The sequence below is a fragment of the Streptomyces sp. NPDC048337 genome (assembly GCF_043201175.1).
In the GTDB taxonomy this organism is placed as follows: Bacteria; Actinomycetota; Actinomycetes; order Streptomycetales; family Streptomycetaceae; genus Streptomyces.
In genome coordinates this window covers 90,990-116,603 of the sequence record NZ_JBICYR010000020.1, presented here as the reverse complement: position 1 = coordinate 116,603, position 25,614 = coordinate 90,990, and the positions used below count along the sequence as shown (strand labels likewise).

Annotated in this window: 20 protein-coding genes; 14 read left to right on the top strand and 6 right to left on the bottom strand. The window is 70.8% G+C overall.

What is annotated here, in order from left to right:
- Positions 1-71 precede the first annotated feature (71 nt).
- On the bottom strand, positions 72-2,738 hold the full coding sequence (locus ACGFYU_RS28095; protein WP_393830091.1) for an ATP/GTP-binding protein: 2,667 nt from the start codon (positions 2,736-2,738) through the stop codon (positions 72-74).
- 152 nt (positions 2,739-2,890) lie between these two features.
- Here ACGFYU_RS28095 and ACGFYU_RS28090 point away from each other — a divergent pair, with 152 nt between their 5' ends.
- Complete coding sequence (locus ACGFYU_RS28090) at positions 2,891-3,133, top strand: hypothetical protein (protein WP_393830090.1); 243 nt, start codon at positions 2,891-2,893, stop codon at positions 3,131-3,133.
- On the opposite strand, the gene ACGFYU_RS28085 is transcribed toward ACGFYU_RS28090, so the two are convergent.
- Positions 3,097-4,953, bottom strand: coding sequence for a zeta toxin family protein (locus ACGFYU_RS28085; RefSeq protein ID WP_393830089.1), 1,857 nt, complete (start codon positions 4,951-4,953; stop codon positions 3,097-3,099). The genes ACGFYU_RS28090 and ACGFYU_RS28085 overlap by 37 nt on opposite strands.
- 92 nt (positions 4,954-5,045) lie before the next feature.
- Between ACGFYU_RS28085 and tap the strand changes: the two genes are divergently transcribed.
- The 3 genes from tap (at position 5,046) to ACGFYU_RS28070 (ending at position 9,625) form a co-directional block, all read left to right on the top strand.
- A complete protein-coding gene (gene tap, locus ACGFYU_RS28080; RefSeq protein WP_393830088.1) occupies positions 5,046-7,280 on the top strand; it encodes a telomere-associated protein Tap in 2,235 nt (744 codons plus the stop codon).
- Positions 7,281-7,295: 15 nt separating this feature from the next.
- The gene (gene tpg / locus ACGFYU_RS28075) at positions 7,296-7,859 is read left to right on the top strand and encodes a telomere-protecting terminal protein Tpg (protein WP_393830087.1); all 564 of its coding nucleotides are present in this window, start codon (positions 7,296-7,298) and stop codon (positions 7,857-7,859) included.
- Between the two features lie 203 nt (positions 7,860-8,062).
- Positions 8,063-9,625: a PQQ-binding-like beta-propeller repeat protein gene (locus tag ACGFYU_RS28070; protein WP_393830086.1), complete on the top strand. Its 1,563-nt coding sequence runs from the start codon at positions 8,063-8,065 to the stop codon at positions 9,623-9,625.
- Here the strand turns inward: ACGFYU_RS28070 and ACGFYU_RS28065 are convergent.
- Together ACGFYU_RS28065 and ACGFYU_RS28060 are read right to left on the bottom strand one after the other, a co-directional pair.
- A complete protein-coding gene (locus ACGFYU_RS28065) occupies positions 9,611-11,464 on the bottom strand; it encodes a TniQ family protein (RefSeq protein ID WP_393830085.1) in 1,854 nt (617 codons plus the stop codon). The two genes, ACGFYU_RS28070 and ACGFYU_RS28065, sit on opposite strands and share 15 nt — an antisense overlap.
- The gene (locus tag ACGFYU_RS28060; protein ID WP_393830084.1) at positions 11,461-12,081 is read right to left on the bottom strand and encodes a hypothetical protein; all 621 of its coding nucleotides are present in this window, start codon (positions 12,079-12,081) and stop codon (positions 11,461-11,463) included. Before ACGFYU_RS28060 ends, ACGFYU_RS28065 begins: the two co-directional genes overlap by 4 nt.
- 321 nt (positions 12,082-12,402) lie before the next feature.
- On the opposite strand from ACGFYU_RS28060, the gene ACGFYU_RS28055 reads away from it, so the two are divergent.
- The 8 genes from ACGFYU_RS28055 (at position 12,403) to ACGFYU_RS28020 (ending at position 20,221) form a co-directional block, all read left to right on the top strand.
- Positions 12,403-12,777, top strand: coding sequence for a hypothetical protein (locus tag ACGFYU_RS28055; protein WP_393830083.1), 375 nt, complete (start codon positions 12,403-12,405; stop codon positions 12,775-12,777).
- Positions 12,778-12,872: 95 nt separating this feature from the next.
- Positions 12,873-13,508, top strand: coding sequence for a DDE-type integrase/transposase/recombinase (locus ACGFYU_RS28050; protein WP_393830082.1), 636 nt, complete (start codon positions 12,873-12,875; stop codon positions 13,506-13,508).
- A gap of 666 nt (positions 13,509-14,174) precedes the next feature.
- Positions 14,175-15,209 (top strand): hypothetical protein, encoded by a 1,035-nt coding sequence (locus ACGFYU_RS28045; RefSeq protein WP_393830081.1) that lies wholly within the window; start codon positions 14,175-14,177, stop codon positions 15,207-15,209.
- Entirely contained in the window at positions 15,206-16,567 is a 1,362-nt protein-coding gene (gene dnaB, locus ACGFYU_RS28040) for a replicative DNA helicase (protein WP_393830080.1), read from the top strand. Before ACGFYU_RS28045 ends, dnaB begins: the two co-directional genes overlap by 4 nt.
- Positions 16,568-16,580: 13 nt before the next feature.
- Positions 16,581-18,791 (top strand): Mucin-19, encoded by a 2,211-nt coding sequence (locus ACGFYU_RS28035; RefSeq protein ID WP_393830079.1) that lies wholly within the window; start codon positions 16,581-16,583, stop codon positions 18,789-18,791.
- Positions 18,788-19,039, top strand: coding sequence for a hypothetical protein (locus tag ACGFYU_RS28030; protein WP_393830078.1), 252 nt, complete (start codon positions 18,788-18,790; stop codon positions 19,037-19,039). The genes ACGFYU_RS28035 and ACGFYU_RS28030 overlap by 4 nt, the downstream gene beginning before the upstream one ends.
- Positions 19,036-19,836 (top strand): hypothetical protein, encoded by an 801-nt coding sequence (locus ACGFYU_RS28025; RefSeq protein ID WP_393830077.1) that lies wholly within the window; start codon positions 19,036-19,038, stop codon positions 19,834-19,836. The genes ACGFYU_RS28030 and ACGFYU_RS28025 overlap by 4 nt, the downstream gene beginning before the upstream one ends.
- Before the next feature lie 13 nt (positions 19,837-19,849).
- On the top strand, positions 19,850-20,221 hold the full coding sequence (locus ACGFYU_RS28020; protein WP_393830076.1) for a DUF192 domain-containing protein: 372 nt from the start codon (positions 19,850-19,852) through the stop codon (positions 20,219-20,221).
- Positions 20,222-20,315: 94 nt separating this feature from the next.
- Here ACGFYU_RS28020 and ACGFYU_RS28015 read toward each other — a convergent pair whose 3' ends face one another.
- Positions 20,316-21,707: a sporulation protein gene (locus tag ACGFYU_RS28015; protein ID WP_393830075.1), complete on the bottom strand. Its 1,392-nt coding sequence runs from the start codon at positions 21,705-21,707 to the stop codon at positions 20,316-20,318.
- 247 nt (positions 21,708-21,954) lie between these two features.
- Between ACGFYU_RS28015 and ACGFYU_RS28010 the strand changes: the two genes are divergently transcribed.
- Positions 21,955-24,039, top strand: coding sequence for a GDP-mannose 4,6-dehydratase (locus tag ACGFYU_RS28010; protein ID WP_393830074.1), 2,085 nt, complete (start codon positions 21,955-21,957; stop codon positions 24,037-24,039).
- Positions 24,040-24,505: 466 nt separating this feature from the next.
- Positions 24,506-25,282: a restriction endonuclease gene (locus ACGFYU_RS28005; protein WP_393830073.1), complete on the top strand. Its 777-nt coding sequence runs from the start codon at positions 24,506-24,508 to the stop codon at positions 25,280-25,282.
- A 75-nt stretch (positions 25,283-25,357) separates the two neighbouring features.
- Here ACGFYU_RS28005 and ACGFYU_RS28000 read toward each other — a convergent pair.
- A partial coding sequence (locus ACGFYU_RS28000; RefSeq protein ID WP_393830072.1) for a hypothetical protein occupies positions 25,358-25,614 on the bottom strand: 257 nt, incomplete at its 5' end.

Genomic DNA, 25,614 nt, shown 5'->3' with positions numbered 1-25,614 from the left:
GGGCCCGCCCCCGGCCCGTCATGGCGACGGCCCCGACCAGACACATGGTCGGGGCCGTGGTGCGTCCGGGGTCAGTTTCCGGCGCGTAGGTGTTCCTGCCGGGCCTGGACCAGGTCGCGCCATGCCGAGCGGACCTCGTGGTCGCTCCTGGTCCACCGGGTGGTCGAGGGCTCCGGGAGGGGCAGGCCGGCCATGAAGTGGGCGATGTCGGTGAAGTAGGCGAAGTCCCCGGTGGCGGTGAGCGCGCGGAGCCGGTCGATGGTGGCGGCCAGGTCCTGGTCGTCGCCGCGGACGGCGTGGTGGAAGACAAGTGCGAGCTCCACGAAACGGTGGAGGAAGGGGAGTCCCGCAGCCTCGATGTCGGTCCGCAGGGTCTCGGCGCGGGCGGTGACCTCGCCGGTTCCGGCGTCCTTGATCAGGGCGACGACCTGGGCGAGGAGGGTGTTGGAGCGCTGGTCGAGGCCCTCGAGGAGCTGGTGGGCGAGGACGAGCTCGTCGTCGGCACGGTCAGGGTCGGCGAAGGAAGCCGCGAGGGCGAGGCGGACCTGCATCATGGCGCGCTCGCCAGGGGCGCCGTGCTGCTCGGCTTCGGCACGGCCTGCTTCGAAGGCGGCAACGGCGGCCGCGGTGTCAGCGTGGGACCACAGGATGTCACCGAGCACTCGGTGGTGGCGGCCCTTCCAGCCCAGGGTGGGGACGGCGGCCAGGGCGGTGGGGAAGTCGCCGGCGAGCCGCGCCAGGTTGGCAAGGCCGCGGCGGGCCTTCGGTGCGAGGCGCCCGTCGGCGTCGGCGACCTGCTGCATCCCGGCTCGGGCGGAGGCACCCTGATCGAGGTCCTTGTATGCCTTGGACCGGTAGTACAGGGCCAGCTCGATGACCTCGGCGGACAGCAGGCCGGAGTCGAGCACCTCGGTCAGCCGGTCCACGGTGCGCTGGCGGTGTTCGTGCTGGCGGCGGGTGATCGCGGTGAGGAGCTCGGCCAGGGCGTCCGCGGGCGTGTCCGGGGCGTCGGCGGCGTCGGCGGGCAGGGTGAGCGGCTCCCAGACGGAGTCGTCGGTGTAGGCGTAGGCGGCGTCCGTGAGCCAGCCGAGGTCGGCGAGGTTGTGGTCGCGGGCGAGTCGCAGGCCCTGACGCAGGCAGGCGACCAGGAGCAGGCGGCTGGGGCCGAGCGTGGTGGCTGCCGTCCACTGCTCGCCGAGGGCGGCCAGGGCGCGGGTGGCGGCCTGCTGCCAGTCGGCGTCCGTCCAGCGGTCCTCGCTGTGGGTGTCCTCGCGTACGGCCGTGCGGATCGCCCGGTGCAGGTGGTACGGCCACAACGCGTTCGGGTTCTCGGCAATCAGGGGGCGTTCGGTGAGGCGTCGGGCGAGGGCCTGCTGGGTGAGGCGGGCGGCCCGGGTGGCCAGCTCCAGGTCCCAGGCATCGAGGAGGGAGACGCTGCGCAGGAGGTGGCGTTCTTCGGCCGTGAGGTCGGAGAGGGTGCGGGCGAGCAGGGCGGGGAAGGAGCAGTCGAAGTCCGCCGCGACGGGTGTGCGGCCGGTGCGGCGGATCTCCAGGAAGCGGGAGACGGCGAGGTCGAGGTGGAGGGGCAGGCCGTGGGACCGGGTGGTGATCGCGGCCCTGATGTCGGCGTCGATGAGGGGCCGGCCCTCGATGGTGAGCCGCTGGGCGAGATGGGTTTCGCAGTCCTCGGCGGACAGGTCCCCGATCAGGTGCTGGCGCCCGGTCGGTGCGTCGGTCCGGGGCGCGGGCACGCTCCGGGCGGCAGACAGGCCGGGCCAGGCGGTGGGTCCGGTCCAGTCGAGCTGGCCGTGGAGCGCCGGGTCGGCCCACTGCAGGCGACTGCGCCCGGCGAGGACGAAGAAGACGTTCGGCATGAGCCAGACCAAGCGCTGCAGGAGCCGCTCCAGGTCGCGGTGGCGGTCCGCGGTGTCCTCGAAGGTGTCCAGCAGGACCACCGGCGTCACCGTCTTCTTCGCGGGCAGGCGGCTCAGGTCCCATGCCAGCAGGTGCGGGTAGTACGACAGGGCTTCCAGGTCCGGGGTGGCTTCCAGCAGGGCCGCGGTCCGTACGGCGCCTGCGAGGGCTTGGGCACGTTCTTGGCGTTCGCGCAGTGCGGTGACCAGGGCGGAGGTGAGCTGTCCGGCGGCCGAGCCGACCAGGCCGGGCAGTTGCAGGGCGGCCGCGAGCTCGCCGACGCCGGCCTGGAGCTGGCTGGGCAGCAGGTTGGTGACCTTGCCCGCGATCCCGGTGCGCCGGATGTACTCGTCGAGGGGCTCGCCCGGGTGAACGGTCTCCCAGTAGTTGCGCAGGGCCACGTCGAAGGACGGCAGGGTTCGGCCGAGTCCGCCGGCGAGCGCGAGGCGGATCGTCAGCAGGACGCGCTCGTAGTCAGACCCGGCCTGCGCGGAGCGCGACAGGTCGATCCGGATCGGCAGGAGCCGCTGCGTCCAGGCCGGTTCACCCCACTGAGCGGGGCGGTCCTCGGCCGTGGTCAGGGCAGCCTCGATCTTGCGGAGCAGGGTCGACTTCCCGGCCCCGCCCACCCCGTGGAACATCAGCAGGTTCGTACGGGGGGACTCGAGGTCTTCGACGTCGAAGCCGGGCCGGGCCACGTGCTGCAGGTGCTCGCCGAGCGCGGCCGCGACCACCGCCCACTGGTACTGGCGGTCGGTGAACGCCTCCACCGCGTCGTACTCCGACGGGTTGTTGGAGCTGAACAGCGCACGAAGGTCGGCCACGGTCGGTCCCCCCAGAATGATCATCGACGGTATCAACCGTAGAGCCTGGGGCGTGCGGCGTGGCTGTCTTCCGCAACGCGGGTGCCGTTCCCGCATCGTCTCGGCCAGAGACAATGACGCCCCACCGCCTCCCGATACGTGAAGGAAGTCCCTTGTCAGAACAGTGGAGCACCGAGGCCGCCGAACAGGCCGTACACGGCGTGACCAGGTGGTACGTCGAGCAGATCAGGAAGGAGCAGCAGGCCGGGACGGACCCGGAGCGGCTCCAGGCGCTGAAGGAGGGCCTGGCCGGCTGCGCCGCCGACCTAGAGGCACTCCAGGACGGCGGTCAGACGGAAGCGGCTGAGATCGGGGACCGCTACGCGGCCCTCGCCCAGGAGCTGGAGGGCCAGTAGCCGCTGCCCGTCCGGACGGGCAACAGGGCCGGGGTGATCGTGGAAGCGAGGGTACGCGGCCGCAGGTGCCCGGGCATCAGCGGCCAGGCCAGCGCGGCGATCTCGACAAGGTCCGCCCAGTACTGCGGCAGCTCGCCTTTCAGCCGCTGCAAGGTGGCCAGCAGGTGGGCGGCCTCGGCGGACGTGTAGGGGCGGTGTTGCTCGGCCTCCAGGACGTCCCCGCCCCGGGCCGGCTTCCTCCAGGCACCGTCCGGAGTCCGTTCGTTTCGGTACAGCGCGGTCAGGTCACGGCGGATGACGGACACGCAGTGCACGTACGGTGAGGCTTCGGCCGCGCGGACCACGGCGGGCACGACGCCGAAGGTTCTGGTGTGGGCGGCGGCCGCAGTGAAGCGGGGCGCAACGCCCATGCGGGCCACCTCGGCGCACCGGGTCGCGGTCCCCAGCCGGCTGTCCGCGGCCCGCGCCCCGATCACGACCAGCTCCACACGGCGCCCCGCCCGGTGGTCGCGGCGCGCGCTGCCGAGGAAGTGGTCGATGCTGTCCGGGGCGATCTCGATCAGCATGTCCCCACGGCGGGCCCGGACGTGGGCTTCTGCCATCTCCTGCCAGGCCCGGTAGTCGGCCCGGATCCGCGCCGACGCCGTACGTGGCTCCTCCTGGAGGAGCTGGCGGTAGTCGGGGTGCAAGGACTTGAACGTGCCGCCCTCGATCCGGGTGGGCCGGCGCACGCGCAGCGCACGGCGCAGGGCCCGCGCGGTGTGGGTCTTCCCTGACCCTTGCGGCCCCATCACGTAGAGGGTGACCGGGTCGTCCTGCGGCGTGATGGTGCCCAGGAACATGGGGACGATCAGCTCGTCGAAGACCCACCGGTGCTCGCTGGCGGACAGACGGTGGTAGTCGACACCGGGCGGCACGGTGAGCGGCTGGGCGATCCGGCGCACCGGCTCGGCCAGCGCGAAGGCCCGCTCCAGCCCGCCAGCCACCGCCAGACGGCGCTCCGGCGCGAGCGCCGCCGGGTGCAGGCGCTCCTGCGTGCTGGTCAGACGGCGCCGGAACTGCCAGGTCTCCGGCGCGGTCCACGGCCGGCCCCACTCCGAGGTCAGCGCCTCGGAGGCGCCCTCCTCTTCGCGCCAGGACGTTCCGTCCGCGGTGAGCTCGTTGCGGTACAGCACGTGAAGGCCGCGCCGCACCACCAGGACCTGGTCCGCCAGCCTCTCGGCTTCGACGGCCTGTAAGAAGAGCGGCAGGTTGCGCGCACACCGGTCGAAGTTGCCCCAGGAGATGTACCGGCCGACGCCTTCTTCGGCGACCTGCGTCAGGTAGCGGTCCAGGCCGCTGAGCTGCGCGGTGGCCTCCGCCGTGGCCACCGCCACCAGCTCCACGCGGTAGCCGGCCGCGCGGTAGGAGCGGGCCCTCGCACATGCTTCCTCCAGGTCAGGAAGTGGCTCTTCCAACACCACGTCGAACCGCCCGCTGCGGGCGTACTCCTCGACCTCCGCCTGCCACCGCATGACGTCCGGACGGATCCGCACGCCCGCCGTGCGGTCATCACTGCGCATGAGGCCGGCGTAGTGAGGATGGGCCCCCTTGTAGAGGTCGCGGCCGATCAGCACCGCGCCGCCGCGCCGGTCAAGGACGGCCAGGAGGAGCTCACACAGCTCGGACTTCCCGCTGCCCCCAGGCCCCGCGACGATCACCACCACCGGCCGGTCCTGGGGAACGGCGTCCTTGGTCCAGGTCGGCAGGATCTCCGTCCTCAGGATCTCTTCGTGCTGACCCTCGGCCAAGACGACCGGGACGACGTTCTCGTCTCTCAACACAACCCTCCGCAGTGATGTACGCACTTCGTACGGCAAACGTACGGCATTCGTTCGTTCCACGGGGTAGAATCGACGAAAGGAGGTGTTGCATGTCCGAGTTGTTCGACGCGGTCGACGCCCTGATCGCGTCCCGCGCCACGCTCCCGCCGCCGGCGGAGCGCAAGCGGCTGCGTGCCGCGCACGGCCTGACGATCGACGAGGTGGCCACCGCGCTGAAGGTGCGTCGCGCCACGGTGTCCGGCTGGGAGGCGGGCAAGACCGAGCCCCGCCCGCCGGAGCGCGACGCGTACGCGCGACTGCTGAAGCAGCTCGCCGAGCTCTACCCCGCGCTCGAGGAGTCGGCTGCCCCGGTGCCCGCCACGTTCACCAGCGCACCCGCTCCGGCCGAAGCGCCGACTCTGTCCACAGGCCCGGCCGCCGAGGCTGCGGCCATGACTTCAACCGAGAACACCCAGACCCCCGCTCTTGCTCCCGTCGCCGCTGCGGCCCCGGCCGCCGAGACCCGGGCGCCCGCCACCAGGACGCCGTCCACGTCGCGCCGCCCGGCGGCGAAGAAGGCCGCCCCGGCCAACACCCCGGCGGGCGGCACCGACCCGCGGTTCGAGAACGGCCCGCTGGCGGTCCTGGACGTCGAGGACGGCAAGGTGCTGGCGTACTGCACCGGCGGCCTGGTCCTGGACGTGCCCGCCAAGTCCCTGCCCGCTCTGGTGGACTGGACCCTCAAGGAGGCCAAGCTCGGGCAGCCCAAGCTCGTCGGCCCCGGCAAGGACGCCGACCCGCTGATCGTCCTCACGGAGGCCGCGCTGGAGCGCTACGGGCTCCCGGCCACCCTCACGGAGGAGCAGCGGGCCGCCGGGCGCATCCCGGAGAACCACAAGGTCATCCGGCAGCTGACCCGCGCCGACTGGCAGCTCACCAAGCGCGGCTTCGGTCCCTGGGCCCGCATCTATCGGCCCGCCAAGGGCTCCGACCGCCAGTGCGTCCAGCTGTGCATCCCCTCATGGAACGCACTGGACACCCGCCACTGGGGCGCGGCCGGACAGCTGGCGCCGGCGGAACTCGCCCGTCTCCTGGGCGTGTACGCGACCCGGGTGATGACGCCGCGCGGCTCCACCGCCGTCACCGGCCTCGAGCTGATGACCGCCCTGCACCCGCCGACCCACGCCGTGCGGGACGAGGAGACCGGCGCCCTGCGCCAGGCCGACGAGAAGACCCCCGGCTCCCTGGGCAAGGACCCGGTGGACTGCGCCCCGTGCGAGGCCCCCGACGGGCACCCGCTGCTCAAGGACCTGGGCCGTTTCCACGTCCGCGGCCCCGCCGAGCGGCTCTTCGAGGAGGCGTACGACTGGGCCCGTCCCATGACCGACGCCGAGTGCTCCCTGCGCCACCTCGTCGGCCTGGACGTGAACATGGCCTTCGCGGCGGGCGCCAACGGCCTGATCGTCGGCCTGGGCGCGCCCACGCGCGTCACAAACCCGGTCTTCGACCCGAAGCTGCCCGGCTCCTGGCTGGTGGACCTGAGCCACGTCGACCTGTCGAAGGTGAAGGTCGGCAAGGAGTGGCTGCAGCTGGACGGCAGCCTGCTGCCCTCGCCGTTCACGCCGAAGGGCGAGCGCCCCGAAGGGCCGGCCTGGTACGCGACGCCGACGGTGGCGTACGCGGTGGAGCTCGGCTACGACGTCGCGCCGACTGAGGCGTGGGTCCGGTACGACAACGGCCGCTACCTGGACGGCTGGTACAGCCGCCTGCGGGACGCCTACCTCGCCACCATGGCCGACCTCGGCGTCGACGCCGACCTGGCCCCGGCCGACTTCCTGGCGGCAATGGACGGCTACAAGCAGCGTGACCCGCAGATGACGATCGTGGCCTCGGCGATCAAGGCGACCGTCAAGGGCGGCCTGGGCAAGCTCCGCGAGCGGCCCCGCGGCGAGGGCTGGCGGCCGGGTGAGCCGTGGCGCGCGCTGTCCCGGCCGACGTGGCGACCGGACATCCGCGCGGCGGTCATCTCCCGCACCCGGATCAACCTGCACCGCAAGATCGTCAAGCACGCGGCGTTCACCGGGCAGTACCCGATCGCGATCCTGTCCGACTGCGTCGTCTACGCCTCGGCCGGCGAGACCCCGCTGGACTTCCTGCCCTACCGGGAGGGCAAGCCGCTCCCGGGCGGCTTCAAGCTCGGGGTCAACCCCGGCCTGGTCAAGTGGGAGGGCACCCAGAGCGTGCTGTGGGGCGAGGAGGTCCGCGAGCGGCACAACGCTCCGGAGCTCAACCTCGCCCGGTACATCAAGGACGGCAACGTCACCGACGACGACAACGGCGAGTAGGGGAGAGAGCAGGCGATGGCCAAGGAGTTCGGGGACGGCCTGGACCAGGCGGTGCAGAAGGCGTTCACCCGCCCCGCGCCCAAGGGCGCGGGCACGCAGATGCGGTACCTGGTCAAGCAGCTCAAGGCCACCAAGGCGGTCGCCGAGGTGCTCGGGATCTCGCAGCGGCAGGTGGAGCGGTACGTCGCGGGCACGGCCAAGAAGCCGCGTGCCGACCTCGCCGCGCGCCTGGAGCGCGAGGTGAAGAAGCGCTGGCAGCCTCAGGTCAGGGCCAAGGCCCGCGAGAAGGCGGCGACCACCGGCGGCATCGTCATCGACGTCCACGCCCGCCTCGGCTACACCGGGGCTCCTATGGAAAGCACCGACGAGGCCCGCATCCGGCACCTCACCGTCGCCCTGCCCCCGCAGCACGCCGCCCGACTCTTCGACGCCCAGCAGCAGGGAGCCAACGAGAACACCCTGCGCCAGCTCACGGCCGAAGCACTTAAGGAGGTCTACTTCCAGGACAGCGGCCGCCGCGCCGGCTCCCTCGAAGAGGTCCAGATCAACGACGTCCTGGATCTCGAGTTTGACCTCTGAGTCAGGCCTCAGCCCGAACAGCCCGTGAGCCCCTGTGACTGAGCGCTTCAGTTGGCGAGTGAGTGCTTGAGTTGGCACCTTGAGCGTCACACCTTGGCGTGTACGCCGCCGCCCACGGCTGCGCTTAAGGGCTGAGGTCGGTGGCGGCTCGTAGACCAGGATTTCATTTTCGTCCTTCACAAGGTGTTGCGAAGATCGTTCCCATGCCCTACTCGTTCTCCGTCGACCGGATTCTCGGCGACCGCTCCTTCGCCGAGATCGGCTACCCCACCCTTGCCGTGGCTGACGGACGGCGGGGGCTTCTCGCTGTGGCGGGTACGCACGGCTTCTCCGATCACCCGGCGGTCGGCGTCTACGACACCGCCACCCTGTCCTGCCGCGCACTGATCCGCTCTCGCGACGTGGTCCAGGCGATGGCGTTCCACCCCACGCTGCCGCTACTCGCCGTCGGAACCGGTTCCTACGACGGCGGGTACTTCTTCTCCGGTGACCTGCTCCTCCTCCACCTGGAGACAGGAGCATCCATCTCAGCCTTCGAGCATCAGGACGGGCGCCAGGTCCTGGAGCTGGAGTGGCTCGACGAGCAGCGACTTCGCGTGCTTATGGCCCCGCCTGATGACTGGCAGGACAAGGAAGCGCACACGCACGGTCACACCGCCGTGGTACGCCGGTCCGACTGGAGCTTGGTGCCGCCCAGGTCCATCACGCCCAACGAGCTGGCCGGCCCCCGGGTGCCGGCGCCCCGTCCCGATGGCAGGGCCGCCGCGTATCGGCTGGTGACCGAGCTCGGGCCGGACTGGGAGCCCCGTCTCGCTGTTCAGGCAGTGGAGGAACTCTCGGACGGCCGGATCCTCGCCACGCTCGGCGGAGTGCAGTTGGAGTGCTGGCTTCCGTCGGGGGAACGGGCATGGGCCGTCCCGGACGAAGACGGGGGCCGCGAGATTGCCGTGGCCCGGGACGAGAGCTCAGCCTGGGTCTCCCTTGTACGTCCCGAAAGACACGACCGGCGCCCGCAGTCTGTGGTCCGGCTGTCTCTGGCGGACGGTGCGCAAGTGGACCAGATCGCACCGTCCGGCTACGTATCGCTGTCGAGTGCGGCGGACGGTGAACCGGCCCTCGCCCCCGCCGGGTACTGGGTCCGGGGTGTACCCGTCAATGGCAGGGCGCCCCTGCGCGTCCGGAACGCCAGCTGCACCTGGTTCCTGTCCTACGTGAAGCAGGGGGGCACTCGGCGTTCGCATCCCGGAGTCCCCTGGGTGGCCACGGCCGAGCTGAAATCCGGACGAGAGTCTGGCCGACCGGTCGAGCCGGCGCAGAAGGACGTACGACGGCTGTTCCCCTACTCCTGGGTTCCCGAGGAAGAACACTTCGGTGGGCCCGGCGTGGAGGCCGCCGACGGGAGCCTGGTCCACGCGGGCAGGGTCTTCCGGCAGCGGCGCCAGCCCGGTGACTCGTTCGTCGTACGACGCGAAGCCTCGGACGGGTCACCTCGATGGGTATTCCGCACCGACCGCTCCGCAACCGCGCTGACCGCCGACGCAAGCACAGTCTTCACCGCCTTCGACGGCGGCGAGATCGTCGCTCTCAGCCTCGACGACGGCACCGTGCTCTGGCGAGACCACCTCACCCTCGGAGACGCTTCCGTCATCCCCACGGCGCTCACCGTCACCCCGTCGGGTCGGCTCCTCGTCGGGACCCGCGACGGCCGGATCCTCGTCTGCTCCGCCGCCACGCGACGGCCTCTGAGCGCTTCAGTTGGCGAGTGAGTGTGTGAGTTGGCGAGTGGAGCGTGCTGTATCGACGGTTCGGGCGAGCTGGGTGGCGTAGGCGTCGAGCAGCGGCTTCATCTGCCGGTAGAAGGGCACCTTGTTCTGCCGGAGCCAGTGTCCGATGGTGAACCGGTCCAGTCTCCATGACGCGTCAAGCTCGGGGGCGTTTCGGGCTTCCGTCGGCTTCGGTGCGAACTGGGTTTCGCCTTGGGTGACTTGCGTCCAGAGGTAGACGGTGACGGCGAGGCGAGCTCGGTCGTCGGAGATGTAGCGGGGGCTGGGTCGGCGTTCCAGCTGGTCGGCGATCTGGCGCCATGCCTGCGGTGGCAGTGCCCAGTCGACGAGGAGGGTGCGGCGGTGCTGGTAGTCGATCAGCGGTGAGGAGGCGAGTTCTGCGGCGATCGCGTCCAGGGCTCGTTCGTATGCTTCCGGGGTGCCCTGGCGGCGGGCCCATCTGTTGATGGGCCCGCCCAGGCCGTGTCCGGCGAGTCGGATTCCGAGGAATTCAGCGGCCTCGGGGACGGTCCTTCCGAGGGCTCGCCGGGCAAGGAAGGTGGAGGTGGTGCGCCGTAGGACGGACATGCTGCAGGCCTCGGTGAAGGCGCCGAGGTGGGTCTCGGCCCATTCCAGGGGGAGGAACGCCGGAACGTGCTGGGGGCTGTAGTCGAGGCCGCGGTGGGGCAGCCGGCTTCCGCCCCTGCCGCGTCTGCGGTGAGTCGAGACAAGGTATTCAGCGGCGTTCCGGAACCTCTCGGAGCACTCGTCCTGGTAGCGGCGGTAGGTGCTGTCCCAGCTGCGGTGACGTTTCGGTTCGATGCCGCTGCGGGTGCGGTTCTCGACCGGCGCGAGGGGAGCCAATGCGGTTCGCAGGTCGGCGGCCGTCAGGATGGCGTCGGCGGCGAAGAGGATGCTTGCGCAGGCGCGGGCGTCCTGGGGCGGTGCACTGGCGTGGAGGGAGTGCGAAGGGTCCTGGCGGCCCGCCAGCACCAGGTCGGTGCGGTGGGTGTCGACGCCCGGTGCGGATGGGCGGGCTTTCGGCCAGGTGATCATGACCAGCCCGCTGACCATCTGGAGGTCGGTGAAGTACTCGCTGGCCGTGACCGCTGGGGTGTCCGGGCTGAGCATGGCGGTGATCTTCATCTGCAGCGCGGCGAGTTCGCTGGGCAAGGGCCCACCCGGTTCGGGCTGTGGCCGGTCCAGGCGGGCTCCGCAGAGTTGGGCTGCCCGCCGTGCTGGGGACGATCCGTGGGCGAGGGGCGCTCTGCACTGGGCCGGGTGCAGACCGGCGATGGTCGGCCGGGGAATCAGCACTCCGGGTCGGCCGGAGATGGATTCCCGGCAGTCAGGGCAGGCATGTTCGAGGAAGCGCTGGTGGCCGGAGCACGCGAAGACGACGGGCAGTCTCCAGTCGGTCTTCCATGGGCCGCCGTGGTCCGTCTGCAAGGAGGTTCCGTCGCCGGTGAGGCAGTCGGGGCAGTAGCGGGCGGCAGCGGGGAAGAGCCAGTCCAGTGCGGGGATGCGTTTGCCGGTGCGGGCGACGTTGAGGCTGTGGACGATGGGCGGGTAGCGGGGTGCGAGCGGAAGAAGGGTCAAAGCCGCGGCTTCGGCTTCGGTGAGCCGGGTGGCCGTCAGGAAGTCGTTCATCCGCTGGGCCGGCAGCTCGAGGGAGAAGGCGGTGCGGGTGACCGCCTGGGTGTTGGCCTGGATGTCGACCAGGCCGGTGCGACGCAGGACGGTGTCCGGAGCGACGTCGAGGCGGTGGGCGAGCCGCATCACGTAGCCGGCCAGAAGCTCTCCGGCCAGCGGGTCCAGGCTCCGGGGCAGAGGTGTGATCACCGGGCGCCTTCCTGAGCTGTGCCGATGGGGCCGCGGTCGTCGAAGACGGTGTTGCGGCCGCGGCGGGAGCGCTGGCGTGAGGCGGGCTTTTCGGGGACGTCGGGGACTTCGCCGGCGCCGGCGTCGCGGCGGTCGCTGTCGCGCAGGTCGATGGCGATGTGCTCCAGGACTTCTTCGTCCAGGCGTTCGCGGCCGGAGTCGATGGCCTCGCGGCAGCCGTCTTCGATGAGCCGTTCCAGGAGTCCGACGACACCGTTGGTGCGGTGGTAGAGGTACTCGGGCATCGTGCCTTCGGTGAGCATGCCAGGGCCCGCGTCCAGGAGCCGCAGACCGCTCTGGACTCCGTGCAGGTGCTGGACCCAGGCGGAGATCTGCGGTGCGGTGCTGTAGTGGAAACGGTCCAGTTCGATCAGGTCGAAACGCCGTTCGGTCTGGGTGGCCTCCAGCCCATGAGCCTTGGCATGCCGGGACGGGGGCAGGCGCCACTGTCCGGTGGCGGGGTCGTGGCGTCCTTCGCGCAGCAGCCCGGAGCCGGGGATGTCTGTTGAGCGGCATTGAAGATGCCCATGTCGCGGGCGGGTTTGCGGCGTTGAACATGCCGACGTTTTCGGTTGCATGCCGTTGAGGTCGGGGTGTTCGTTGGCGGCGGCACCTTGCCGATGAGGGCATGCAAAAGGCCCTCCCGCATTTCTCTTGGCCGAGTGTCCGGGAGGGCCGTGCAGCGCATGGAGGCGCTTGTGCTCACGGTAGAGGCGGACGTGGCTGAGGTCGAGACCCGGCTGTTATCGGGTGGCATGGAGTGTCCCGTTTGTGGTGGTGTGCTGGCTCCGTGGGGCTGGGCCAGGTGGCGGGTCCTGCGGGGCGGGTCGGGTCCGGTGCGGGTCCGTCCTCGGCGGGCCCGGTGTGGTGGTTGCGGCATCTCACAGGTCCTTCTTCCGGTGTTCGTGCTGGTCAGGCGAGTGGATCTGGTGGAGGTCATCGGGGCCGCGCTGGCGGCGAAGGCGGCAGGGGCCGGGGCGAGGACGATCGCGGCCTGGCTGGGGAGGCCGGTCGAGACGGTTCGGGGATGGCTGCGAAGGTTCGGGCGGCGGGCTGAGTACGTTCGCGCGTACTTCACCGTGCTCCTGGTTGACGCAGGCGTTGATCCGGTGCCGCCGGCGGCCACGCTGACGGCGTTCGCGGACGCGGTCTCGGCGGTCGCCGGGGCCTGGGAAGCGGTCCGCTCGCGGTGGCCGGCCGTCGGCGAGGTGTCGCCGTGGCGGCTGGCCGCGGCGGTCTCGCATGGCCGGCTGCTGGCTCCGTCCTGGCCTTGATCAACGATCAACACCAACTGCCTCTGATGGAAGGCGGGTTGTTCCTGACAGCCTCGGCGGGCCCATGAGCACGACCGAGTCTCAGGAAGGTGCACGTGTCACACCACGACGATGAACAGGCTGCCCGGCTGGAACGGGCGAGGCAGATCGGCCTGTTCCGCTACATGCTGATCAGGGAGGCTGCCGACCCGTCCTTATCCGGGCGGCAGCGTGGGGCCTTGGTCCGCAAACTCGCAGGTGAAGAGCACACCGACCCCGACGGGCGGCGGATCAGGATCAGCCGCTGGACGCTGGACCGGTGGATCCTGGAATGGCGCCAGGGCGGCTTCGACGCGCTGGTCCCCTCGCCCCGACAGGCCCAGCCACGGACGCCTCCGGAGGTGTTCGAGCTGGCCAGCGCGCTCAAGAAGGAGAACCCGGAGCGGACGGCCGCGCAGATCCGCCGGATCTTGAAGGCCCAGATCGGCTGGGCTCCGGACGAACGCACGGTCCAGCGGATGTTCAACCGCACGGGGCTGACGTCCTTACGGGCCCCGAAGCAGACGGAGATCTTCGGCCGGTTCGAGGCTGACCGGCCCAACGAACTCTGGACCGGGGACGCCCTGCACGGGCCGCGGATCGACGGCCGCAAGACCTACCTTTTCGCCTTCATCGACGATCACTCGCGGGCTATCGTGGGGCACCGGTGGGGTTTCGCGGAGGACACCGTCCGCCTGGCCGCGGCTGGTTGAGCGCGGCTACGTCGTGCGTCGGCCCCGCCACGGAGAGAGCGTCCTCGGTGAACAACTGATCGGGCCGGCCCACGAGCGGGTCCCCGCTCGCAGCACAGGAAACGCGAGGAGAACGCGCCATGAGTACAGATCCTGCGTAGAAAATGAGGACGGCCGCCCTGGTTGGACAGGACGGCCGTCGAAGCGACTCCCCTGCCGGCAAGCAATCCGGAGTCGTGGTTCAGCGCGTGACCGCGCTGGGTGCCTGGACCATCAGGCCCGCCGGTCACCTACCCAACAGCATAGACAACGACTCCCGGGCAAGCCCAGACAGGCTTGCCCAGTGGCCTGAGTCACACGGTTGACCAGCTGATCCACGGCTCCCTTGATCAAGGGACCGTATGTGTCACACCTGAGAAAGGCCGCCACGGCGGCTGTACCCCTCCCATCCCACCGACCGCCCGGCTTGCCCGCGCACACCGGCTTGCCCGGTGCCGTCTTGCCCACGCCGCGCGGGAATGGGCAAGCCTGTCACCTGGGCCTTCCGAGCAGTGGGCAAGCCTTCGGGCAAGCCCGCATGTGGAGAGTTCACGGCACAACATCCACTAGGAGGTGTGCCGTGCACGTACCTGTGCACCCCGGGTCCGCAGCGGCCCGTCCCACCGCCCTCATCCCGGGAGGAGCGGTATGCGCCACGATCTGATCCCCCGGGTCGTCAGCGCGGCCGCCATCGACTGGATCAAGTTCGATGCCCTGCTCGCCCGCGATGGCAGTGTCGAGCCTGTCGACAAGGCGCTCTACGCGGCCATCGCCTCCTTCGCCGACCAGGGCACCCGTGAGACCGACGATGCCCCGGACGCCGACGACATCCCCACCCGCAAGGTGCTCGCCCGCTGCATCGGGAGGTCGGTCGACACTGTGGACCGGTCCACGAAGCGGCTGGAGGACAAGGGGCTGCTGGAGGTCGAGCGTCGCCCGGACCCCAACAACCCTCGCGTGAACATCCCCAGCCTGTACCGGCTGCTCGACCACGAGCGGTGGGACGAGCGCGCCGCCGCCCGAGCCGAGAAGCGGCAGGCAGAGCGGGACGCGAGGGCTGCCCGAAAGGCGAAGCAGCAGGCCAGCAGCCCTAAGAGGGGTGGCCGCATGGGTGCGGCTACCCCCGATGAGGGGGTGGCCGCACCCGTGCGGCCAGGGGGGCCGCATGGACGCGGCCAGGGTGGCCGCACCAGTGCGGCGGTTCCTTCTTCTCTTAAAGAATCTCTCTCTCAAGAGGGGGGTGCGCTTGATGCGGCACCCGGTGAGGGTGGTGCTGTCGTGACGGAGAGAGAGACCTCGGCTGCGCCGGAAAACCACGGGGTAGTTCCCGCCCCGCGGACGGCAGACCAGGAAGCGGATCAGGTCGTCGCCGCCTACCGGGAGGCGCTCCGCAGGCCCATCACCAGCAAAGCCCTCGGTACGATCCGCTCCGCTGCCATCGACCTGCTGGCCGACGGCTTCCCCGCCTGGTGGCTGTGCGACCGGGTGCAGGAGATGGCCCCGCGAGGGTGGACCGATCTGCACAAGCACGCGGATCGCTCCACCGCGCCGACGGAGCGGAGTGCCTCTGTCGAGTGGTGCGGCAACTGCGGCCAGCACGACCGTAAGCGCTTCAACGACCAGTACGAATACGTGGACTGCTGGACTTGCAGCCCGATCGCCCTTGCCGGAGTGGCCCAGTGAAGGAACTCGAACTCCCCGAGCAGCGGGGCGGCCTCGATGGTGCCGCCCCGCCGCACGACCTCGACGCCGAGATGGCGGTCCTCGGCGCGATGCTGATGTCCAGGGAAGCCATTGCCGAGGCCGTCGAAGTCCTGAAGGCCGAGCACTTCTACAAGCCGGCCCACGCCACGATCTTCGAGGCCACGGTCGGGATGTACCTGCGCGGCGAGGCCGCCGACCCCATCACGCTCTCCGCCCTGCTCACGCAGCGAGGCGAGAGCGCCCGGGTCGGCGGCAGCGCCTACCTGTTCACCTTGACCGGCTTCATGTTCGGAGTCGGCTCCGTCAGGTTCTACGCGGAGATCGTCCGCGAGACGTGGTCGGTACGGCAGGTCATCATCGCCACCCGCACCACCCTGAACACCGCTCTTCGCGGCGAAGGCACGGCCAGCGAGCTGATCGCCGCGCAGCAGCGGGCCCTGCTCTCGGCAGTCGACGAGGATGAGGACGACGGCCTGAGCCTGCTCGGGCCAGCGCTGGAGGACTTCCACGACGACTACGAGGCGCGGGCGGCCAGCAGCGGCAAGCTCAGCGGGATCAGCACCGGCTTCACCGACCTCGACTCACTGACCGACGGTCTCCAGCCCGGGCAGCTGATCGTCGTTGCCGGCCGCCCGGCGATGGGCAAGTCGACCCTCGCCCAGGACTTCGTGCGGGCCTGTTCCCTGAGGGACCGGCAGCCTTCCGTGTTCTTCTCCCTGGAAATGGGTCGGCGCGAGATCACCCGGCGGGTGATCTCGGCACAGGCCAGGGTTCCGCTGCACCACATCAATCACGCGATCCTGCCGGACGAGCTCCGAGCCAAGGTCGACCGGGTCACGACGGAGCTGATGGACGCCCCGCTGTGGATCGACGACTCGGCCAACTTGAACCTGGTCACCATCACGGCCAAGGCCCGAAAGCTCCGAGAGCGCCAGGGGCTCAAGCTCATGGTCATCGACTACCTGCAGCTGATGCAGTCCGGCGCCGGGCGTCGTCCGGAGAGCCGACAGCAGGAGGTCTCCGACATCTCCAGGGCTCTGAAGATGCTCGCCAAGGAGCTGCAGATCCCGGTGGTGGCCCTGTCCCAGCTCAACCGCGGATCCGAGCATCGGACGGACAAGAAGCCGGTTGTCTCCGACCTGCGGGAGTCCGGCGCGATCGAGCAGGACGCGGACATGGTGATCCTCCTGCACCGCGAGGACGCCTACGAGAAGGAATCGCCGCGCGCGGGCGAAGCCGACCTCATCGTCGCCAAGCACCGCAACGGCCCGACAGCCACGATCACGACCGCGTTCCAGGGCCACTATTCGCGCTTCGTCGACATGGCCAGCACCTGAGGGGGACCACCACATGAACAGCAAGGAATTCTCCACCGGCCTCGCCGAGCTGCGGGCCGTACGCGACGAACTCAAGCCCCTGGAGCGCGAGCTGACGCAGCTCCAGGCCAAGATCGGCAAGTTGCACGGCAGCCGCGCCGAGAAGATCCGGCAGCTCGGCGAGTACGAGAAGGCCACTTCGGACCGGATCGCGACGGCCGCCGGCCTTTCCGTGATCGACATCGTGGCCCTGGTGCCCTTTCTGGCCCCTCAAAGCGCCTCTGCGAGGCCCGTAGAGCCTCCCGTGGCCGAATCCGTCACCGTTGATCAGCCAGTCGCTCAGGCGCCCGCTGAGCCGATCAACGAAACGGCTGCGGTACCGGAGCCGGACGAGGCCCCTTCCGAGCCGGCCAGTGCCCTTGCGCGCCTGCGCGCGGCGACCGCCGATGGGGCCTTCGACCTGGCAGTGCTCGGCGAGCGCGGGCAGATCGGGGTCTCTCTGGCTCCGGCTGCTGCCGGAACGGGCGAGGCCGAACGTGTCCTGCCGTCGATCCCCGCAGGCGTTGAGGGTGACCGGTGGTTCCACGCTGAGCGTGACCTGGCCTCGAAGCGGCCGAACTTCAAGCAGGCCGCGCGCGGGATGGCGTTCCTCGACGCTGCGACCGGTGTCCTGGTGTGGCAGGGCGGCACGGTGCGCCTGGACCTCGGCCAGGCCTCGGTGGCGGAGATCCTCACCGCCGTGTACGCGGAGGCCCCGGCCACCGTCGAGCGGATCTACGTCACCGCGGGCGACCCGTGGCACCGGGGCAGCGAGCGGCACGAGTTCCTGAAGGACGCCGTCGCGGCCTGGTTGAACGGACCGCTCCCGGAGGGGTGGACGGTGGAGTCCTCCCGCGGCAAGGACCGCCAGGCCGGCCACCTGGTCCACCCCCGCAACCCGGTCGGCCGCTGGCAGCGCGGCGACCAGCACACCGAGATCCGCAGCGTGGGCGAGTGGTTCGACCCCGAGGGCGCCGACCCGGCGACGGTGCGCGCCGCGTTCGTCGAGCTGTGGAAGGCGCTGCGGCCGCACTTCGAGGACGTCGTCCTCATGGGCTCGCCGTCGCAGACCGGCCGGGACCTGTGGTCGCGGACCATCCCGACGAAGGCCGGCGCGAAGTGGGCGGACGGCTTCCCGGTCATGTCGCAGGAGATCCGCGGCCTGCTCCACGCCACTGCCGGTCAGGGCCGCACCGAGCTGATCACGCCGCCGCGCGTGCCGGAGCGGGTGCCCGGCTGGTACGAGGTCGACCGCACCTTCGCCTACGCCAAGCACACCTGGGCGTCCGGGGTCGGCGTCCCGCGCCGGATCACCGCCGCGGCCTTCGCGGCCATGACCGAGAAGGAGCAGAACAACGCGCTGTTCGCCCCGTCGCACTGGCAGGTGCGGGTGACCATCCCGAAGGGGTGGAGCCACGTCGGGCTGCTGCCCGCTCCGGCTCCGGGGGAGCGGTCCTGGCACTACCCGTACGAGGGCGGTCAGACCTTCGTCACATGGGCGGGCGGCGCCGAGGTCAACCTCGCGCTGCGCAACCCGATTGCGCCGTGGCGGATCGAGATCCTCGACGGCCTGCTGTGGGAGTCCGGCGACCCGCTCAAGAGCTGGAGCACCAAGCTGCGCGAGGCCTGGCAGTCCCTGCGGGCCACCGCCGAACTCCACGGCGACGAGCAGCAGAAGCAGGCCTGTCACCTGGCCTCCCGCGCGGTGCGCAGCATCCTGCTGTACGGCATCGGCACCTTCGCGCAGCGCCCCCGGATCACGACCGGCTCCCTGGAGCTGGGCGCCGGCGGCGCGGTACCGGACCTGCCGGATGGTGCGCGGCTGACCGGTATCACGGACACCCACGTCACCTGGGAGCGCAACCAGGGGTTCGCGCGGGATCAGTACGCTCACCCGGAGTGGGCGGCCGGGGTGTGGTCGGCGGCCCGGGCGGCGCTGCTGTCGGTGAGCACCAGCTCGAAGGACCCGGCGACCGGGAAGCCGCTGAAGGCCGGTGCGCTGCACCTCCCGCCGGGGAGCATCCTGGCGTTCCGGACCGACGCGATCTACACCTCGGCGCCGGTCGACTGGGAGTACGGCGGGGAGCCGGGCGACTACCTGCTCAAGGGCCGCATGCCCTGGGAGCAGACCACCCCGTGCACCGACGAGGAGTTCTACTACCTGCAAGGCCTGGGTCGCCAGGCGCTGGAAGCGGAGGGCATGTGAGCAGCGCCGACGTGATCTGGGGCGGCCAGTGGGAGCACCCGGCCTGTGGCGCCTCGGGCGAGGCCATGTGGGAGGACGAGGACACCGTCCACTCCGGGCACGACTGCGGCCGGGAAGGCGCGGTGACCTGGAGCGCGGAGTGGCGGTGCCACGGCTGCGGTGACGAGGGCGACGACCAGTTCGAGGACGACAGCCCGGTGTACGCCGACCACGAGTGTGAAGACGAGGACGAGGAGGTGGCGGCGTGACACCGCGCAGGAGGAGGCCGGCGGGCGGCCGGGGCGCGCAGCGCAACGAGGCCGCCAGGCTCACCGACGAGCTGGCGCGCGCTGGGTTCAGCCGGAAGCAGGTCGGTGAGATCCTCGGCCGCAACCCGTCCCTGGTCAGCCAGTTCTTCACCAAGAACAAGGGGGCGTCGATGGTGGAGGCGCTTCGGGCCGTGGTCCAGGAGGTGCAGGCCGGCGGCCCTCGGGATCTCGCGAGCCTGAAGGCGCTGGCTGCCGGGCATGTCCAGCCGCGGCTGAACCGCGAGGGCTACAAGGCCCGTGTGCGCGGGAAGACGCGGGTGCGGGCGGAGCGGACGGTCAAGGACGCCAAGGGCAAGCCGGTCATCGGCGCCGACGGGAGGCCGGTCAGGGCCTGGTCCTCGTCCCTGGCCAAGGCGGGCAAGCAGCACATCGCTTCCGGTGCCGGTCGGCTGCGGCCCGTGGTCGACGACGCGGCCGCCAACGGCGGGAAGATCGCGTTCACCGTCCGGGCCCGCAAGGGCTCCTTCAAGCACGATGCCGGCCGTATGGCCGACTCCCCCGGTGTCCGGCGCAACGTCGTCCAACGCCGCGATGGCACCGAGGAGCGGGCCTACGCCGACAACCGCGGCGGCCCGGGCTCGGGCGAGGAGGGGTTTGACGGCGCCGAGTTCAAGGCCCTGGTCGACGCGGCCGGCGGGGACGTCGCGGCCGCGGTGCAGAAGTGGCTCGTCGACAACGACCGGATCGAGCCCGGTACGCCGATCGTCGGGCTGGAGATCCGCGCCTGGAAGCCCTAGCTAGGGTGGTCGCATGGTGAAGTGGCGGGACGGACGCGGGCAGTTGCGGAGCGGCCCGGTGGAGGTGGAGCTGGAAGTGGCCGCCTCCTACCGGGCCCGGACGCGGGGGCTGCTCGGGCGGGACGGGATCGCGGGGGCCCTGCTGCTCACTCCGGCCGGCAGCGTGCACACCTTCCGCATGCGGTTCGCCATCGACGTCGCCTTCCTGGACCGGCGCCACCGCGTCATCGCGCTGACCACCATGGTCCCCAACCGCCTGGGCCTCCCGAGATTCCGCTCCCGCCACGTTCTGGAGGCCGAGGCCGGCGCCATGGCCGCCTGGGGCCTGCGTGTCGGCAGCGTGGTGGAGCTGCAGCAGGATCCTGCGCAGGCGGACACCCTCTAGGGGGGCGAGTAGTAGCGGCCCAGGAAACCGGTGTTGGTGTCAGAAGTTTTGACTGGCAGCGCGGTGTGATCCGCCCGGCGGACGTTCCGCAGCTTCAGGCTGCGGCGGGTAGTTCGGTGCGGGTGCGGTGGATGAGGTCGGCCACCTCGGGCTGAGCCTTCCAGGGGGTGAGGGCGCGGGTGACGTCGTGGAGGTAGCTGTGGGCGCGGGTGGAGTGGACGTTGCTGAGGATGCGCAGCGAGGTGTGCGCGGCGGTGAGCCCGTGCTCAAGGTCGCGGTTGTGGAGGTGGCTGGTGGCCAGGACGGCCATGCGGATGCCGGTGGCGCGAGTGAAGCGGTCGGCCGGCATGGGTTCGGCCAGCGCGTTCCAGGCGAAGGCGCCCTTAGGGTCGTGGAGGTCGCGGTGGACTTCGGTGGCGTCGGCGGCGAGCCGGGCGTGGGTCATGTAGGCGAGCTGCTGCGGGTCGTGGCTGCCCGGCCGGATGGAGTCGAGCAGTTCTTCGGTGCGGCCGAGCGCGGCCTTGGCGGCGTTGGCGTTTCCGATGCGTCCGTGGGCGCGGGCCTCGGCGAGCTTGGCGAAGGCCAGCACGCGGGGTGCGGCGTGGCCGAGGCCGCGCTCGTAGGCGCCTTCGGCCATGTCGGCGGCCTCCTCGGGGTGGCCGCGGAGGAAGGCCTGGAGGGCCATGGTCGCCATCACGTAGCAGCCCGACTCCACGTTCCCCGCGGCGCGTGCCAGGCGCAGGGCTTGGACGAAGTGGCGCTGGGCGACGTCGTGGTGGCCGGTGTCGACCGCTGACCAGCCCACGACACGGGACAGCTCGGCGGTCGCCGCGAACAGCTCTCGCCCGACGGTCTCGGTGTAGGTTCCGGTCAGCAGCGGCGCCGCGTTCAGGCGCAGGCACTCGGTGACGGAGGAGGCCTTCCAGTTCCCGCCGCCGAAGCGCGAATCCCACAGGCGGGCTTCATCGGCGGCCTTCCAGAGCTCGTCGAGGTCGCTGCGCCCGACCTGCCGTCCGCCCTCGTGCGCGATCGGAGCGTCGGTCGGCTTGGTCAGCCAGCGGGTGACAGGGGTGGCGAAGGCGGCGATGGCGAAGCCGTTGCTGATGAGCTGGCGGCGGGTGCGGTCCACGGTTCTCCAGTAGGTGGCGGCGACGCGGATCGCATCGACGGGGTCGCGGGCGAAATCCAACCCCACATCAGGGTTTCCGCCCGACCTGCTGTACATGCCGATCTCGGTCACGCTCACCGCTCTGCCGAGGCGTTCTCCCAGCGCAGTGGCCAGGAACTCCGGTGTGCGGCCGCGCGGGATCATTCCGAGATTCACCCATCTGGCGACACTGGTGTGCTCGTACCGAAGCGCCACCCCGGCCGCAGCACCGAGCTTGTTGATCTGCGCGGCCAGGGACTTGTGGCTCGCCCCGGCCTGCTTGACGAGCCGGGCCAGATCCTCATTGGGATTGCCCCGGCGGTCCTTGGTGGATGCCACCGAGCCCCCTTGTGCCAGCGGGTGTCCTGCGACGTGGATGCCGCGGTTGCGGGATCACTCCGAGCGTAGGCGGCGGGGGTGAGGCGGGGGAACGGCATGTGCGTTGTTCGCCCCCCTAGTTCGCCTCCCGCACCCATCTGTTCCGGCGGTTTTCTGGGTGTAGGCAGCGGCCCGTCTGACGGCCCCGTACCCAGGAGCCTTCGAGGTCCGCTGTCCCTTCCCGGTCCACGACCAAGGTGGGTGTCAGATGTACGAAGTCCTCGTCACCGGCGGTGCCGGCTTCATCGGTTCGCACTTCGTCCGGCGGATACTGCGCCGCGACGACGTGTCCCGGGTGACCGTCCTGGACGCGCTCACCTACGCGGGCCACCCCGAGAACCTGGGGGAGTCCTTCCTCGACCCGCGCCTGGTCTTCGTCCACGGCAACATCCTCGACGGCCCCCTCGTGCACGAGCTCATGGCCCAGCACACCGTAGTCGTTCACTTCGCCGCCGAGTCCCACGTCGACCGCTCCCTGACCACGGCCGACCACTTCCTCACGACCAACGTCCTGGGCACGCAGACCCTCGCCGCCTCCGCCGGCCGCCACGGCATCACCAAGTTCGTGCACGTCTCGACGGACGAGGTGTACGGATCGCTCGCCGAAGGCGCCGCGAGCGAGAGCGACCCTGTGCGTCCCGGTGTCCCTTACGCGGCGTCGAAGGCCGCCAGCGACCTCGTGGCACTCAGCCACTTCCAGACCTACGGCCTGCCCGTCTGCGTAACGCGCAGCTCGAACAACTACGGGCCCCACCAGTTCCCCGAGAAGGTCATCCCCCTCTTCACCACCCGCCTCCTGCGGGGCGAGAAGGTGACCCTGCACAGCCAGGGGCAGCACGTGCGGAACTGGCTGCACGTCGAGGACAACTGCGCCGGCATCGAACTGATCCTCGACGACGGGAAGCCGGGCGAGGTCTACAACCTCGGCGGCGGCACCGACCTCACCGTCCGGGACCTGACCGCCAAACTCCTGGCCCTGTGCGGCAAGGACGAGACCTCGGTGACCTGCATCCCCGACCGGCAGGCCAACGACCTGCGGTACTCGATGCTCTGGGACAAGATCGCCGCCCTCGGCTTCCGGCCGATGCACCCCGGTGAGGGCAAGATGGCCACCCTCTTCGTGCCGGCCTTCCTCGCCACCGGTGAGAGCACGGAGTTGATGCTCACCTCCCCTGCGTACGCGGGCCTGGCCAAGCTCCTCGCCGCGCTGCGCGCACACGACGCCCGCATCGAGCAGCTCACCAACCCGGGCAACCCGACCCCCGCACGCACCGACACCCCCGACCCCATGCCCTCCGACCGTGACGGTGCCCCGGACGACGACCAGGACACGGTGAGCGCCCCGGCCCGCGAGCTCCTGCGGTTCTCGAAGCCGCGTGACGCGAGCCAGCTGGCCAGCTTCGTCCAGCTGCGGGTCCTCAACCCCGAGCGCGTCCAGTGGCGCCGCGGCCTCCAGGCCGCCCAGCGCTACCGGACCGAACACGACGACCTCCGCGTCCCGTACGGCTACCGGACCCCCGACGACTGGTCCCCCGCCGGCTTCCCGCTCGGCGTCTGGATCGCCGACTGCCGCCGCCACCACAAGGCCGGCAATCCCGACGGCGGCCGGATCGTGCAGCTGGAGAAGCTCGGCATGCTCTGGAGTCTTTTCGACGCACGCTTCGACGAGGGCCTGGCCGCGGCCGCCGCCTGGGCCGCCGAATCCGGCGTCGGCCTGGCCGCCCCCGTGGACGCGGACCTCGACGGCTACCCCGTCGGCCGGTGGCTGAAGAACCAGCGCGCGGCCTCCCGCCGGGCGAAGGCCCCGCTGTCCCCGGAGCGCCGTGCCGCCCTCTCGGAGATCGACCCCGGCTGGTGCCCGGAGTGGACCATCGACTGGCAGCGGGCTTTCCGGCTCGCCCATCGTCACGTGAGCGCCGGCGGTGAGCTCCCGGACGGGCCCGGCCTCCTCGTGGAAGACGGCGAGGACCTCGGCCGTTGGGCCGCCGCGCAGCGGCAGGGATTCGGGAGGCTGGCGGGGGAGCAGCGGGCGATGCTCGCCGCGCTCGGCATCACGTCCGCCCCCGCGCCCGCCAAGCGGACCCGGGAGGAGATGTGGGCGCACAACCTGCGGGCTGCTGTCCAGTACCGCGACCGAGTCGGCAACCTCGACGTACCGCGCAGCCACACCGAAGAGGTCGACGGTGAGGCGGTGCGACTCGGTGCCTGGATCAGCCAGCAGCGGGTTAAGGCCGGGAAGCTGTCGGTGCAGCGAATCGAGGAGCTGTCGGTCCTCGGCATGCGTTGGGCGTAGCGGACGACGCCGACAGCTCTCCAATTGGGGAGCCCACAGGCAAGATGGCCTTGCACGGGGATCCAATCCGGCAAATTCGGCAATCAGCACCGAAAAGCGACGCGCAGAATGGGCCCTACGGTCGACGAACTCGGCAGGCTCGGTATGGATCGACCTCTGATCATCTGGGAGGCCTTTAGGCGACCTCTCGTGGCGTTTCCGACCCTTGGATCGGCCGTCGGTTACGGCAAATGAGTGTCCTGGCGCCGCCGGAGACCCTGCACGCGGATCCGCCCGGCGGAGCGCCTTGCAGAACTCCTCGTTGGGCAAGCCTCCCCCTGCGTCTCTTCGGGAGGTGGGCAAGCCTTTGGGCAAGCCGCTCTGAGGAGGCTGGTCGCCGACTCCCACCGTCCGGTGGGAGGCGGCCGCTCGCTCGCCGGCACTTTCGGGGGGCCGCGCGCCGTGCCCCGCTCCAGGAAGGCCGGCCATGACCGGACGTCGGTACCCGACGCGCACCGCTGTTCCACGACGACCAGGACGAGGGCGTCGAACCGCGCGCCGAGGGAGGGGAGGACAGGGCAAGGACGCGGCTGGCCTTCTGGCAGCGGCCGCGCTCGCGTCCGTCCTCGTTCCGCAGGCGCGACAGTGGTTGGAGTTCAACGGCTCCGGCATTGCCGCAGGCGCCGCCGCGGCCCTCGTTGCCGGGGTGCTGATCCTGCTCCTCATTAAGGCCGTACGGCGCGGCCTCTTTGCCTGGGCCGGACGGCGCCGTCGGCCGGATGGCTGGGACATCCGATTCCTGGACGGTCTGCATCACACCGAGTTCGAGGAAACCGTGCGGGACTTGATGCGCCGTGATGGCGCCCGCGATGCCGTCCGCGTGGGTGGCGCCGGCGACAACGGCGCCGACGTCAAGGGCACCGACCCCGCAGGCCGGCGCTGGGTCATCCAGTGCAAGCACCGCCGCGACGGAGCTGCAGGGGCGGCAGTGGGGACGCCGGACCTTCATGTCCTCAACGGGACCGGCCGCCCCGTCCACGGCGGAGATGTCGTCGTCCTCGTCACCAACGGCCGGATCACCGCTCCCGCGGTGAAGTTCGCCCGAAGCCAGCGCCTGCACCTGGTGGACCGTGGCCTCCTTAACGAGTGGGCTGCTGGCTCCACTCCCCTGTGGGCTCTGCTGCCGGACCTGCCAGTCCCGCGGCAGGTCGGTCCGTCGCCTCGTCGAGCGCGTCCACGGCACGTCCGGCCTCCGCTTGGCTGAGGCTCCGCGAGGGCCGTGAGCCGGAACGCAGGAAGCCGGGACGCCAAGCGTCCCGGCTTCCTGTCTCGTAAGGGGTCAGATCCTGCTGTACAGCTCCTCGACCAGCGCTTCCAGTTCCTCGGCAGAGAGTGCCTGGACGATGTTGTCGGCCTGTTCCTGTGGCGTGGCGCCGAGGTGCTGGCGCAGGCGCAGGGCTGACTCGTTGATCGGGTGTGGGACCGGCGTGGCTGTCCGGCCAGCGGAACTGTTGACCGCGGTCAACACTTCGCTGGGCTGTTCGGGCGGGGCTGCGGTGCGTCCTGCCGGCACGGAGTTGTTAACCGCGGTCAACA